The sequence below is a fragment of the Streptomyces sp. NPDC015661 genome, from assembly GCF_043077765.1.
GTDB lineage: Bacteria > Actinomycetota > Actinomycetes > Streptomycetales > Streptomycetaceae > Streptomyces.
Map to the genome: position 1 here is coordinate 299,628 of NZ_JBIBST010000004.1, position 13,387 is coordinate 313,014.

Consider the following 13,387-nt stretch of genomic DNA (forward strand, 5'->3'; position numbering starts at 1 on the left):
TTGACCGACTCCCGAAGCCGAATTATTTTCGGCGAGCAGTACGGGTTTCCTCCCAGGTGCCCGATTTCGCTCGACCACGGGGAGCAGGAGCCATGACAGCGCACGGCGCGGACGGAGCCGGTGGTGCCGACGCGCTGCTCACGGTCCTCGAACTGCTCGCCCGGCAGGCCCCGCCCGCCCACTTCGACACCCTCCTCGACGAGGCCCGGAGCACCGGACTGACCGGCGCCGAACTCCACCGGCTGGAGCGGGCCGTGGAACTCGCCGGCGAGGTCCACGGCGCACGCGCCCGCGACGCCCGCCGCGAGGCCGGACTCGCCACCCTCACCGACACCGCCCGCGACCTCACCCTCTCCTACGACCTCGACAGCCTGCTGCGGGTCATCACCCGGCGCGCCCGGCGGCTCCTCGGCCTCGACCTCGCCTATGTGACCCTGCGCGGCCCGCACGGCGCCTGCTACGTCCACACCACCGAGGGCTCCCGCACCGCGACCGGCCCCGGACCGCGCCTCACCCCCGGACTCCGGATCGCCGAGGGGTACGGACTCGGCGGCGCCGTCCAGCTCCACGGCGAACCCGTCTGGACCGCCGACTACCTCGCCGACGAGCGGTTCGCCCCCTCCGGCTCCCTCGACGCCGGCGTCCACGCCCCGGCCTTCGACGAGGCCGCCGAATCCGCCCTGCGCGCCGAGGGACTCCACGCCATCGTGGCCGCGCCGCTGCGCAGCGGAGACACCGTCATCGGCGCCCTCTACGGCGCGGACCGGCGCGTCCGCCACCACACCCCGGACGAGATCGCGCTCCTCGCCGGGCTCGCCGACCTCGCCGCCCTCGCCGTCGAGAAGGCCGGCCTCCTCGACCGCACCCGCGCCGAGGTCTCCGAACTGGAGCGGGACAGCTCCCGGGTGCGCACGAGCCTCACCCGGATGCGGCACGTCAGCGAGGCCCACGGCCGCATCATGAACCTCGTCCTCGCCGGCGGCGACCTGTGCAACGTGGCCAAGGCGGCCGCCGACGCCCTCGACGCCACCGTGCTGATCCGCGACCCCGGCGGCCGACCCCTCGCCACCGCCGGAGACATCCCCGGCCTCGACGAGGAGGCCGTCGCCAAGGCCTCCCTCGACGCCCACGCCCGCCGCCGCCCCGTCCTCGCCGACGACGACACGTGGGTCGCCCCCGTCATCGCGGGCTCCGAGGACCTCGGCGGCCTCGTCATCCGCGCCGCCGGCGGCCTCACCGGCGAGGACGAACGGCTCCTCGAACTCGCCGCCCAGTCCGTCGCGTTCCTCCTCCTGATGCGCCGCTCCACCGCCGTCGCCGAAGGACCCGTCCGCGACGAACTCCTCGACGACCTCATCGCCGACCCGCCGCACGCCCCGCAGCAGATAGCCCAGCGCGCCCGCCGTCTCGGCGTCGACCTCCGCAAGCCGCACGTCCTCGTCCTCGCCAGGCCCGAGGGCGGCGAGCAGGGCCGCGCCGTCGTCTGGGCTTCCTCGTACGCGTACCGGCTCTCCGGCCTCAAGACCGTGCAGGGCGGCTGCATCGTGCTGCTGCTCCCCGGCATCGACGCCTCGGCCGCAGCCAAGGCCGTCGCCGCCGAACTGTCCCCGCTGCTCGGGCACCCCGTCTCCGTCGCCGCCGCCGGACCCGCCCAGAGCCCGGACGGCGTCGGACGGATGTACCAGGAAGCCGGCCGCTGCCTGGACGCCATGAGCGCGCTCGGCGCCACCGGCTCCGCGGCCTCCGTGCAGGACCTCGGCTTCCTCGGCCTGCTGCTCTCCGACGACAACGACGTCGACGGCTTCGTCGAGGCGGCGATCGGACCCGTACTCGACTACGACGCCGAGCGGTTCACCGACCTCACCCACACCCTGGAGGCGTACTTCGCCTCCGGCGGCAGCCCCACGAACGCGGCCGAGGCGCTCCACGTCCACCCCAACACGGTCTCCCGCCGCCTGGAACGGATCGGCGAACTCCTCGGCCCCGAATGGCAGAAGCCCGGCCAGGTCCTGGAGGTCCAGCTGGCGCTGCGCCTCCAGCGCACCCGGGAGGTCCTCGCACGGGGCCGTGGCCCCGCGGGCCCGGCAGGACCCGCAGGACCCGGCTGACCCGCCGGGCCGTCAGCGCAGCCCGCCCGGCCGTCAGCTCGCCGAGCGCCCCGAGACGTAGCCCGTGTCGTACGCCGCGTCCCAGCCGCCGGCCAGGACCGTCGCCGCGTGGGCCGCCGACGCCAGCGTGATGTGACGGTGCCAGCCGCGGAACGAACGGCCCACGAAGTCCCGCAGCCCCGCCCCCTCGCCGACCTCCGCGAAGTCCCGCTCCACCCTGCGGGCGAGCTTGGTGATCCGCACCAGCGAACCGACCGGAGAGCCCGTCAGATCGCTGATCCACACCCGGGCCGGCGCCCTGCGCGGGTCGTCCCACTCGCCCAGCAGCACCAGCGGACGCATCCGCTCCCCACCGGGCGTGGGCAGCGCGACCCGCACGGCCGTCGCGAGCGAGGTCCGCGAGGTGCGCGCCCCCGCCACCGTGTCCACCCAGCTCACCGGCCTGCGCAGCCCCTTGAGCGATTCCAGGATCTGCACGGCGGACAGCGGACCCGCGCCGAAGCCCGGCAGCGAACGGTCGGCGATCGCGAGCCGCGACCCCGGGTTGATCCGGGCCACCACCGGCACGCCCGCCCCGGCGAGCCGGGTCAGGGCCGCCCGGCCCGCACCGCCCCGGATGTCGAGCAGCACCGGCTTGCGGGTGATGTCGGTCCACCGGGCGGTGTCGAGCGCCGCCGCGACCGCGCACTCCTCGAGGGTCTCCTCGCCGGCCTCCTGCGGAACCTCCGCGCGGTCGCGCCGCGTACGGTCGTTCACCCAGGGATCCGGCAGGAACAGCCGCCAGTTGACCGGCACGCTCAGCTCGTCGCTCGCGAACCACACCCCGAACGCCTGCTGCCCGTGGAAGACCTGCCCGCGCTCCGGGTCGAACCGTCGGTCCACGCCCACCGAGTGCTCCCCGGCCTTCGGGATGGGCATCGGCCGCACCACCCACGCCTGCGGGCAGCTGTTCCGCTCCAGGTACTTGGCGAGCGCGGCCCGCATGGGCTGCCAGTCCCAGGTGGAGCTGGAGACGAAGTGGTGCAGGCTCTGCTCGGCGGCGGGACCGCCGATCTGCGCGGCGATGTTGCGGATCGACTTGCGGCCCTGCGCCGTGAGCAGACCGTGCAGGTACTGCTCGGCCTTCAGCCGCTGGTCGCGGCGCGGGAAGCCGGAGAACAGCGCGGCACACAGCTCGGCGTAGACGTCCTCGCGCGAATCGGCCGCGCCGCCGGAGGACCTGACGACGCCCAGGGGCACGGCCGGGGCGACGGCCCCGGTGACGGCCCTGCGCTTGGTTGCGACGGATGTACTCACGACACTCCTGCCCGAAGGTTGCGCAGCTCCCTCCCGCTGCTCCACCACCCTCGCCCGGCCCCGCCCGCAGGGACGAGGTGTACCCGGCACCCGAAATGGATTCCGGATGGTGGCCGGACCACCTCCCCCTCCGTCTCCGCAGGTCAGCGACCCCACCACCGCCCTGTCACGGACCCCCGTCATGGGCCTCCGAAATACCCCGGGAGCACCCGGTGAATACCCCGCAGGGGGATCTGACAGACTCGCCGGCCCCGCTTTGACCCCTCGCGGGGAGTGGCCGGACCATCGCAGAGCGAGGCTGCACGGGCCGGGTCCCGGTTAATGCCCCAGGCCGGGAGCCGTGCCTGTGCGCCTCGCCTCGCGGCACCGTCGCCCGAGGACACCTCTAACCTTGGGTCATGGCGCTGCGCAAGGAACTGCAGGTCGTCGCGGTGATCGCCGTCGGCGGCGCCCTCGGCGCGGCCGCGCGGTACGGCGCCTCGCTCGCCTGGCCCACCCCTGACGGCGCCTTCCCCTGGACGGTCCTCACCGTCAACGCGTCCGGCTGCGCGGTCCTCGGCGTCCTCATGGTGCTGCTCACGGAGACCACGACGGCCCCCCACCCGCTGCTCCGGCCCTTCCTCGGCACCGGCTTCTGCGGCGGGTTCACCACCTTCTCGACGTACAGCCTCGACACCCAGCGCCTGCTGAGCGCCGGCGACCCGACCCGGGGCCTCCTCTATCTGGGCGGGACCCTGCTCACCGCCCTCGCCGCCGTCTGGGCGGGCGTCACCGCCGCCCGGGCGCTCGCACGGAGCCGGGGGAGGCACGCGTGAACTGGCTGCTCGTCGTGGCGGGAGCCGCCGTCGGCGCACCCCTGCGCTACCTCACCGACCGCGCGGTCCAGGCACGCCACGGCTCGGTCTTCCCCTGGGGCACCTTCGCCGTCAACGTCGTGGGATCGTTCGTCCTCGGACTGCTGACCGGCGTCTCCTCGGCCCAGGCGCACCTGCTGCTCGGCACCGGCTTCTGCGGCGCCCTCACCACGTACTCCACCTTCTCGTACGAGACGTTCAGGCTGTACGAGAACGGGGCGAAGGGCTACGCGGCGCTGAACGTGGCCGGGAGCCTGGCCGCCGGACTCGGAGCCGTATGGCTGGGAGTGGAGACGGCGGCCGGGCTCGGCTGACCCACCGGGTCAGGCGGTGATCCAGTCGCTGGTCGCGATCACCGGCTGGACGCCCTGACGGTGGATGGTGCCCTCGATCAGGCCGTACATCCGGTCGGCCGCGAAGTACACCTCGTTGTCGTTCTTCAGCCCGAACGGCTCCAGGTCCACCAGGAAGTGGTGCTTGTTCGGCAGGTTGAGCCGGACCTCGTTGACCGTGGAGACATGGTCCAGGACCCGGTCCGCCATCGCGTGCAGGGTCTGCTGGAGCGAGTAGCTGTACGTCTCCGCGAACGCCTCCAGCATGTGACGGCGCACCTTGGCGTACGAGGCGTCCCAGTCGTGCTCGGTGTTCGCCGCCGCCGAGGCCGAGTTCGCCCAGCGGGCGGTCACCTTGGTGGCCAGGATGCGGTCGTACGCCTCCTGGAGCGTCGTGTACTTGTCCTTGATGAAGCCGTGGAACTCGGAGTTGGTCGAGTTCATCACCGTCAGCTCCTTCAGGCCCGACAGGACCTGGAGGCCGGTGGTCTCCGAGTACGTGATCTGCGCCGTACGGACCTCCTGCCCCTGGCGCGCGAAGGAGTGCTGCTCCTTGCGGCTCGGCACCGAGATCCGCTCCCAGGCGAACTCCTCGATCCGGATCTGCGCCTCGTGGATCACGGCCTGGGAGGACACGAAGTGCTGCGCGAGGAGGATGCCGAAGGCCTCGGGGGAGGAGACGCCGTGCTCCTTGGCGAAGGCGTAGACCGTGTTCTTGGTGGTGTCGGTCGGCAGGCAGTTGCCGTTGTCGCCGGTCAGATGGACATCGCGGTACTCGCCGCGCAGGGCCACCGACACGTTCAGGTCGCGGATCTCGTGCCACGCGCCGTCGTTGCCCTTGCGGGTGACCGTGACGATGCGGTTCTCGGCCTTGCCGTACTGGTTCTGGGCCAGGACGTGCTTGCTCATGTGCTGCTCAGCTCCTGCGGGTACGTGGATACGGATATCCCGTACGCCCGGCGTCCAGCTCCCTCCGTCGTCCTGGAGGTGCGCTCCCCGCCGTCCGGCCCGTGAACGGCGGACCGCCCCGGGACTGACGAGCATCCCGGTCCGTAGGTGTTCGGCTCGAAGATATGTGCGTTCCCGGTGGCTGGCAATGGGGGAGGGACGCGGGGGCCCCGACGTACGGAAACCGTCAAGACGGGCATTGGCGGCGTTAGGGGCACGTCAACGGAGGCGGCGAGGTGGCCGAAAGGCGATTTCCTCGTCTGGTCAGAGAATCCGTTCTTCCTTCTTCCTGCATCCGGGAGCTCACGATGGCCGACGTGGCCTTCGTCGTCACCACGATCGCGGTCTTCGCGCTGGTGGCCCTCATCGCCAAGGGGGTGGCCAAGCTGTGAGTGCCGAGAACATCGTCGGCCTGCTCGTCGCGGCCGCCCTGCTGGGCTATCTCGTTCTCGCCCTCGTCAAGCCGGAGAGGTTCTGAGGTCCCCGATGAGTCCCGTCCTTGCTGGAGTGCTCCAGCTTCTGGCGTTGACCGTCGCCCTGGGCCTGTCGTACCGGCCGCTGGGTGACCACATGGCGAAGGTGTACTCCTCGGAGAAGCACCTGAGGCCGGAGAGGTGGATCTACAAGGCGATCGGCGCCAACCCGAACGTCGAGATGCGCTGGCCGGCGTACCTGCGCGGGGTCCTCGCCTTCTCCGCCGTGAGCGTGCTCTTCCTCTACCTGCTCCAGCGGGCGCAGGGTTCGCTGCCCGGCTCGCTCGGCTTCGTGTCGATCGACCCGGACCAGGCGTTCAACACCGCCGCCTCGTTCGTGGCGAACACCAACTGGCAGTCGTACTACGGCGAGCAGGCCATGGGGCACGTCGTGCAGACCGGTGGTCTGGCGGTGCAGAACTTCGTGTCGGCGGCGGTCGGCATCGCGGTCGCCGTCGCGCTCGTCCGCGGCTTCGCCCGGTCCCGTACCGGCGAGCTGGGCAACTTCTGGGCCGACCTGGTCCGGGGCGTCGTACGGATCCTGCTGCCGATCTCGGTCATCGGCGCCCTGGTCCTGGTCGCCTGCGGTGCGATCCAGAACTTCTCCGGCATCCACGAGGTAGGACAGTTCACGGGCGGTTCGCAGCAGTGGAACGGCGGGGCGGTGGCCTCGCAGGAGGTCATCAAGGAGCTGGGCACGAACGGCGGCGGCTACTTCAACGCCAACAGTGCCCACCCCTTCGAGAACCCCAACGGGCTGTCGAACCTCTTCGAGATCTATCTGATCCTCGTCATCCCGTTCGCCCTGACCCGGACCTTCGGCCGGATGGTCGGCTCGCTGAAGCAGGGGTACGCGATCCTCGGCACGATGGCGGCCATCTGGATCGGGTTCACCGCGCTGATGATGTGGACCGAGTTCGCGCACAACGGACCGGCGTTCGACCTTGCCGGTGGTGCGACGGAGGGCAAGGAGACCCGGTTCGGCATCGGCGGTTCGTCGATCTTCGCCGTGGCCACGACGCTGACGTCGACGGGCGCGGTGAACTCCTTCCACTCCTCGTACACCGGCTTCGGCGGCGGGATCACGATGCTGGGCATGCAGCTCGGCGAGATCGCGCCCGGCGGTGTGGGTTCCGGCCTGTACGGCATGCTGATCATGGCGATCATCGCGGTGTTCATCGCGGGTCTGATGGTCGGCCGCACGCCGGAGTACCTGGGCAAGAAGATCGGCACCCGCGAGATCAAGTTCGCGGCCTGCTACATCCTGATCACCCCGGCCCTCGTGCTCGGCTTCACCGCCCTGGCGATGGCCCTGCCGACGCCGGCGGACTCGATGACCAACTCCGGCGCGCACGGCTTCTCCGAGATCCTCTACGCCTACACCTCCGGCGCCAACAACAACGGCTCCGCCTTCGCCGGCCTGAACGCCGACACCCAGTGGTTCAACACCACGATCGGCATCGCGATGCTCCTCGGGCGGTTCCTGCCGATGGTGTTCGTCCTCGCGCTCGCGGGTTCGCTGGCCGAGCAGACGCCCGTCCCCGAGACCGCGGGCACCCTCCGCACCGAGAAGCCGCTGTTCACCGGACTCCTCGTCGGCACGATCGTCATCATCACCGGTCTCACCTACTTCCCGGCCCTCGCCCTTGGCCCGCTCGCCGAAGGACTCGCAGCATGAGCACCCTCACTCCCACCCGGCCCCCGCAGCCAGGGGAGTCCACCGGAAGGCCTGCCGAGACCGGACGCGTCGGCGGCGGGCTGTTCGACCCGAAGCAGCTGCTCACGTCCCTCCCGGACGCGATCAGGAAGCTCGACCCGCGCGTGATGGTCACGTCGCCCGTGATGTTCGTGGTCCTGGTTGGCTCGGTGGTCACGACCGTGCTCGCGGTCGCGCACCCGGGGGACTGGTTCGGCTGGGCGATCACGGCCTGGCTGTGGCTGACCACGATCTTCGCCAACCTGGCGGAGGCGGTCGCCGAGGGCCGGGGCAAGGCGCAGGCCGACACCCTGCGCAAGGCCAAGACGGACACCGTCGCCCGGCGGATCGCCGGCACGGACGAGGAGCGGGTCCCGGGCACGGAACTGCGCGTCGGTGACCTGGTGGTCTGCGAGGCCGGCGACATCATCCCCGGCGACGGTGACGTCGTCGAGGGCGTCGCCTCCGTCGACGAGTCCGCCATCACCGGCGAGTCCGCCCCGGTCATCCGGGAGTCCGGCGGCGACCGGTGCGCGGTCACCGGCGGCACGAAGGTGCTGTCCGACCGGATCGTCGTCAAGATCACGACGAAGCCCGGAGAGACGTTCATCGACCGCATGATCAACCTGGTCGAGGGCGCCGCCCGGCAGAAGACCCCCAACGAGATCGCCCTCAACATCCTCCTGGCGTCCCTCACCGTCGTCTTCCTGCTCGCCGTCGTGACGCTGAAGCCGTTCGCGATCTACGCCGGGGCCGACGAGCAGACCTCGATGATCGTGCTCACCGCGCTCCTCGTCTGCCTGATCCCGACGACCATCGGCGCGCTGCTCTCCGCGATCGGCATCGCCGGCATGGACCGGCTCGTCCAGCGCAACGTGCTCGCCATGTCGGGCCGCGCGGTCGAGGCGGCCGGTGACGTGTCGACCCTGCTGCTCGACAAGACCGGCACCATCACCCTCGGCAACCGTCAGGCCTCCGAGTTCGTCCCGGTCGCCGGGACGACGGCCGCCGAGGTCGCCGACGCGGCGCAGCTGTCCTCGCTCGCCGACGAGACGCCCGAGGGGCGCTCGATCGTGGTGCTCGCGAAGGAGAAGTACGGGCTGCGCGAGCGTCACCAGGGCGAGCTCGCCCACGCCACCTGGATCGAGTTCACCGCCCAGACCCGTATGTCCGGCGTCGACGTGGACGGGCGCAAGATCCGCAAGGGGGCGACCGGTGCGGTCGTGGCATGGGTGGAGGAGCGCGGTGGCGAGGTCGCCGAGGACGCCCGGGAACTCACCGACGCCCTTGCGCAGGCTGGTGGCACGCCGCTGCTCGTGGCTGTGGAGGACGCGGACGGCGCTCGGGTCCTCGGAGTCATCCACCTCAAGGACGTGGTGAAGGAGGGCATGCGGGAGCGGTTCGACGAGCTGCGCCGCATGGGCATCCGCACGGTCATGATCACGGGCGACAACCCGCTGACCGCGAAGGCCATCGCCGAGGAGGCGGGTGTCGACGACTTCCTCGCCGAGGCCACGCCCGAGGACAAGATGGCCCTGATCAAGCGGGAGCAGGCCGGCGGGAAGCTGGTCGCGATGACCGGTGACGGCACGAACGACGCGCCCGCGCTCGCGCAGGCCGACGTCGGTGTCGCGATGAACACGGGCACGTCGGCCGCGAAGGAGGCCGGCAACATGGTCGACCTCGACTCCGACCCGACCAAGCTCATCGAGATCGTCGAGATCGGCAAGCAACTCCTCATCACCAGGGGTGCGTTGACGACGTTCTCGATCGCCAACGACGTGGCGAAGTACTTCGCGATCATCCCCGCGATGTTCGCCGTCGCCTACCCCTCGCTCGACAAGCTCAACATCATGGGACTGGCCTCGCCGGAGTCCGCGATCCTCTCGGCCGTCATCTTCAACGCGCTGATCATCGTGGCCCTGGTCCCGCTCGCCCTCAAGGGCGTGCGCTACCGGCCGTCGAGCGCCGACTCGATGCTGCGACGCAACCTCGGCCTCTACGGCCTGGGCGGCCTGATCGCCCCGTTCATCGGCATCAAGATCATCGACCTTCTCCTCTCCCTCATCCCCGGAATCGGCTGACGGCTATGAACAACTCAGCGGCGAACACCGGCCGTGTGCTCTGGGCCGGCCTGCGCGCCCTCCTCGTCCTCACCGTGATCTGCGGCGTCCTCTACCCGCTCGCCGTCACCGGGATCGCCCAAGTGGCCTTCCCCGGCAAGGCGAACGGCTCCGAGATCAAGGACGCGAGCGGGAAGGTCGTCGGCTCGGCACTCATCGGCCAGACCTACCTCACCGGCGACAAGCCGGACCTGCGCTGGTTCCAGCCCCGCCCCTCCAACGGTCTGGGCGCCAACAGCGTCAACACCCGGTACAAGCTGATCCTCTCCGGCGCCACCAACCGCTCCGGCGACAACGCGGACCTGATCAAGTGGGTGACCGACGCCAAGGCGGCCGTCGTCAAGGACAACTCCGTCGACGGCTACCGGGTGAACCCCGCCGACGTCCCCGCCGACGCCGTCACCTCCTCCGGTTCCGGCCTGGACCCGCACATCTCCCCGGAGTACGCGAAGCTCCAGGTCCACCGGGTCGCCGAGAAGAACCACCTCACCGTCGCCCGGGTCGACGAGCTCGTCGCCGAGCACACCGACGACCGCATGCTCGGCTTCATCGGCGAACCCCGCGTCAACGTCCTCGAACTCAACGTCGCCCTGCGGGAACTGGCGGCACGTCAGTAGGGAAGGACCCGGGACTCGACCGTCGGCAGCCCCTTGACCCACCAGTGGTCGTAGCGGCGGTAGACGTGCGGGTCCCGGGCCGCGATCAGCCGTCCGAGCGACTCGGCCTCGGCGGCGAGGCCCTCCCACACCCCGGCCGGGAGCGCGTGGAAGGCCGAGGCCTCGATCCCGCCCTCGACCGGTCGCCAGACCCCGGCCACGTGCCCGTCGACGAGGAGCGTCGGGAGCGTGTCGCCGTTCACGCGGATGACGTGCTTGCGGTACTCGGGCGGGATCACCCGGCTGCGGTCCGCGTAGGCCAGCAGGACGCTGTCCCACATCGCCAGCAGCCGGGGCGGAGCCGGGAGGTCCTCGTCGGGCCGGTCCGCCCCCGGTACGTCGTACAGCACCGCTCCGTCGGGCCCTTCCAGGCGGTCCAGCCCGCCCTCCAGGGTCTTCACCGCCTCCCGCACCAGACCGCGCGGGGCCGTCGTGAACTGCGCCATGTCCGGTACGGACGCGGGCCCGAAGCCCTCCAGATAGCGCCGGACCAGGACGGCCAGGCCGGCGGCGGAGGCCTCCGGGTCGCGGAGGACCGGCAGTTCGCTCGCGGTGACGAAGGACTGCGCGGTGCCGAACGACCACGGCGGGCCGGTCGGCGCGTGCCACAGCGGGGCGTACTGCCGGACCATCCGCCAGACCACGTTCTCCACGGGCCCGCCCCGGCCCTCCTCGATGTGCTCCTTCAGCTCGGCCCCGGTCCGCGCGCTCCCGGCGTACTCCAGGAGGCCCGGCAGCAGTTCGTCGGCGTCGGCGGCCGTGAACCCCGCCTTCGTGAACCGGGGATCGTGCAGCCGCGACCCGCGCAGCGTCGGCTCCATGCCCTCCCGGAAGGCCCGGTAGTCCTCGGCGTGCACCAGGTGCAGCGTGAGCCGCATCAGCGTCGACCTGACCAGCTCGAACCCGGTCACGGCCCCGTCGAGACGGTCCGGGTCGAAGCCGGCGACCCTGTTCCACAGCGCCACGTACGGCGAGCCCGGGTGCTGCGCCTGCAGGCCCACCACCCGCCGTACCGCGTCCGCGACGCCGAGTGGCGCCCGCTCCAGGAGCAACTGCCGGTGGAGCGTGGAGCGGTTGAGGGCGCGCGCGGTGATGACCATGGCGCGATTCTCTCTCCCAGCACTGACAGCGACCCAACGTAATGTCGTGGCCATGGGGAGTGCAGTGACGCATGGGGTGGCCGGTCCGCCGGTCGGGGACACCCACCGTGTGCCGGGGCGGGGCACGGCGGCGCCTTCCGGACCACGGGATGCGCGGGACCGGGACCGGGACCGGGGCCGGGGCGGGGACTGGGGCCGGGACCGGGACCGGGGCGGGGACTGGGGCCGGGACCGGGGCCGGGGCGGGGACTGGGGCCGGGACCGGGGCTCGGACCGGGGCCGGGGCATCGCCCTCACCGTCCTCTGCCTCCTCGTCTGCGCCGCCCTCGGCCTGCAGTCCTGGACGGCCCTGCGGGCCACGGGCTTCGACCTCGGCATCTTCGACCAGGCCGTGCGCGCCTACGCGCACGCCGAGCTGCCGAGGTCGCCGATCAAGAACGTCCACCACGAGTTCCCGCCCGGCTTCTCGCTCCTCGGCGACCACTTCACCCCCGCGCTCGCCCTCCTCGCGCCGCTGTACTGGCTGTGGGACGACCCGAGGACGCTGATCCTCGCGCAGGCGGCGCTGTTCGCGGCGGGCGTGCCGGTGGTCCGCCGCATCGCCCGGCACGCCTTCGCGGACGCGGAACCCGTGGTCGTACGCCGGGCCGCCGACCTCGGCGGGCTCGTGTACGCGCTGGGCTGGCCGCTCCTCAACTCCTCCTACAACGGCTTCCACGAGGTCGCCTTCGCGGTGCCGTTCACCCTCCTCATGCTGGAACGGGGCCTGGCCCGGCAGTACGGCGCGGCCGCCTTCTGGGCGGCCCTGCTCTGCACGGCCAAGGAGGACATGGGCCTCGTCGTCGGCGCGTTCGGCCTCGTCCTCGCCGTCCGCGCCCACCGCGCCGGCCACCGCACGGGCCGCGCCACCGGCGCCGCGCTCGCCCTGGCGGGGCCGCTGGTGTCGGCGCTCGTCATCACCTGGTTCCTGCCGACGATGGGCGGACCCGAGGGCTACTACTGGTCGTACGGGCGCCTCGGCGCCGACCCGGGGGACGCCCTGACCCACGTCCTCACCGCCCCCTGGGTGCTGCTGCAGGTCGCCGTCACGCCCTTCGTCAAGGTCGCCATGCTCGCCTGGATCCTGGGCACCCTCGCCCTGCTCCCGCTCGGCTCCCCGACCTTCCTGCTCGCCGTCCCCCTCCTCGCGGAGCGGGTCCTCTCCGACAATCCGAACCACTGGCCGGTGATCAACCACTACGACGCCTTCCTGTGGCCGATCCTCCTGACGGCGGCCCTGGAGACACTGGCCCGGCTGCACGGGCGGCGCGGAGCCACCCGGCGGTGGGCGGTCGCCGCGCTCGCCCTGTCCTCGGCGGCGGCCGCCGTCCTCGGCCTGAACCTCCTCGTCCGCCCGGACTTCTGGCAGCCCTCCCCGGACAAACGGCCCCTCGCCACGGCCGCCGCACTCATACCCGACGGCGCGACGGTCGAGGCCGACAACACCATCGCGCCCCGCCTGACCGCCCGTACGGACGTGGTCATCGCCGACCGGACCCCGCGCGGCGCCGACTGGGTCCTCCTGCGGACGGAGGACCGGACCTTCCCCTTCGCCTCCACCGACGAACAGCGACAGCGGATCGACCTCCTCCTCGCCCACGGCTACACGGAGGTCTGGCGCCAGGACGGCACCGTCCTCCTCCACCGCACCGCCCCCACCACCCCCGTCCCCGGCATGCGCCGCCCGGGCCCGGACAGCACCCCGATCCGGGAGGCCGTCCCGGAGGACGTGGGCGCCGGTCTGCTGCTGCGGTAGGGGCGC

12 protein-coding genes are annotated in these 13,387 nt (G+C 71.8%); 9 read left to right on the top strand and 3 right to left on the bottom strand.

Annotation, left to right across the window (positions count from 1 at the left end):
• The first annotated feature begins 92 nt into the window (after window positions 1-92).
• Entirely contained in the window at window positions 93-2,108 is a 2,016-nt protein-coding gene (locus tag ACF07V_RS13260) for a helix-turn-helix domain-containing protein (protein ID WP_392153806.1), read from the top strand.
• A gap of 33 nt (window positions 2,109-2,141) precedes the next feature.
• On the opposite strand, the gene ACF07V_RS13265 is transcribed toward ACF07V_RS13260, so the two are convergent.
• Complete coding sequence (locus ACF07V_RS13265) at window positions 2,142-3,404, bottom strand: IS701 family transposase (RefSeq protein WP_392153808.1); 1,263 nt, start codon at window positions 3,402-3,404, stop codon at window positions 2,142-2,144.
• A 398-nt stretch (window positions 3,405-3,802) separates the two neighbouring features.
• On the opposite strand from ACF07V_RS13265, the gene crcB (ACF07V_RS13270) reads away from it, so the two are divergent.
• Together crcB (ACF07V_RS13270) and crcB (ACF07V_RS13275) are read left to right on the top strand one after the other, a co-directional pair.
• Window positions 3,803-4,219, top strand: a complete 417-nt coding sequence (gene crcB, locus ACF07V_RS13270; protein WP_392153809.1) for a fluoride efflux transporter CrcB — start codon at window positions 3,803-3,805, stop codon at window positions 4,217-4,219.
• A complete protein-coding gene (gene crcB, locus ACF07V_RS13275) occupies window positions 4,216-4,572 on the top strand; it encodes a fluoride efflux transporter CrcB (RefSeq protein WP_392153810.1) in 357 nt (118 codons plus the stop codon). The genes crcB (ACF07V_RS13270) and crcB (ACF07V_RS13275) overlap by 4 nt, the downstream gene beginning before the upstream one ends.
• Before the next feature lie 9 nt (window positions 4,573-4,581).
• Here crcB (ACF07V_RS13275) and pucL read toward each other — a convergent pair whose 3' ends face one another.
• Window positions 4,582-5,499 carry a factor-independent urate hydroxylase gene (pucL, locus tag ACF07V_RS13280; protein ID WP_392153811.1) on the bottom strand — a complete coding sequence of 306 codons (918 nt, stop codon included), beginning with the start codon at window positions 5,497-5,499 and terminating at the stop codon, window positions 4,582-4,584.
• 275 nt (window positions 5,500-5,774) lie between these two features.
• Between pucL and ACF07V_RS13285 the strand changes: the two genes are divergently transcribed.
• The 5 genes from ACF07V_RS13285 to ACF07V_RS13305 are packed head-to-tail and all read left to right on the top strand — an operon-like array spanning window position 5,775 to window position 10,447.
• Entirely contained in the window at window positions 5,775-5,930 is a 156-nt protein-coding gene (locus ACF07V_RS13285; protein WP_392153812.1) for a hypothetical protein, read from the top strand.
• Window positions 5,927-6,016: a K(+)-transporting ATPase subunit F gene (gene kdpF, locus ACF07V_RS13290; protein WP_033204243.1), complete on the top strand. Its 90-nt coding sequence runs from the start codon at window positions 5,927-5,929 to the stop codon at window positions 6,014-6,016. Before ACF07V_RS13285 ends, kdpF begins: the two co-directional genes overlap by 4 nt.
• An 8-nt stretch (window positions 6,017-6,024) precedes the next feature.
• Window positions 6,025-7,689: a potassium-transporting ATPase subunit KdpA gene (gene kdpA, locus ACF07V_RS13295; protein ID WP_392153814.1), complete on the top strand. Its 1,665-nt coding sequence runs from the start codon at window positions 6,025-6,027 to the stop codon at window positions 7,687-7,689.
• Window positions 7,686-9,791, top strand: coding sequence for a potassium-transporting ATPase subunit KdpB (gene kdpB / locus ACF07V_RS13300; RefSeq protein WP_392153815.1), 2,106 nt, complete (start codon window positions 7,686-7,688; stop codon window positions 9,789-9,791). Before kdpA ends, kdpB begins: the two co-directional genes overlap by 4 nt.
• A gap of 5 nt (window positions 9,792-9,796) precedes the next feature.
• A complete protein-coding gene (locus tag ACF07V_RS13305; RefSeq protein WP_392153817.1) occupies window positions 9,797-10,447 on the top strand; it encodes a potassium-transporting ATPase subunit C in 651 nt (216 codons plus the stop codon).
• On the opposite strand, the gene ACF07V_RS13310 is transcribed toward ACF07V_RS13305, so the two are convergent.
• Window positions 10,441-11,586: a winged helix DNA-binding domain-containing protein gene (locus ACF07V_RS13310; RefSeq protein WP_392153819.1), complete on the bottom strand. Its 1,146-nt coding sequence runs from the start codon at window positions 11,584-11,586 to the stop codon at window positions 10,441-10,443. The genes ACF07V_RS13305 and ACF07V_RS13310 overlap by 7 nt on opposite strands.
• 52 nt (window positions 11,587-11,638) lie before the next feature.
• Between ACF07V_RS13310 and ACF07V_RS13315 the strand changes: the two genes are divergently transcribed.
• On the top strand, window positions 11,639-13,381 hold the full coding sequence (locus tag ACF07V_RS13315) for a DUF2079 domain-containing protein (protein WP_392153821.1): 1,743 nt from the start codon (window positions 11,639-11,641) through the stop codon (window positions 13,379-13,381).
• Window positions 13,382-13,387: the final 6 nt, after the last annotated feature.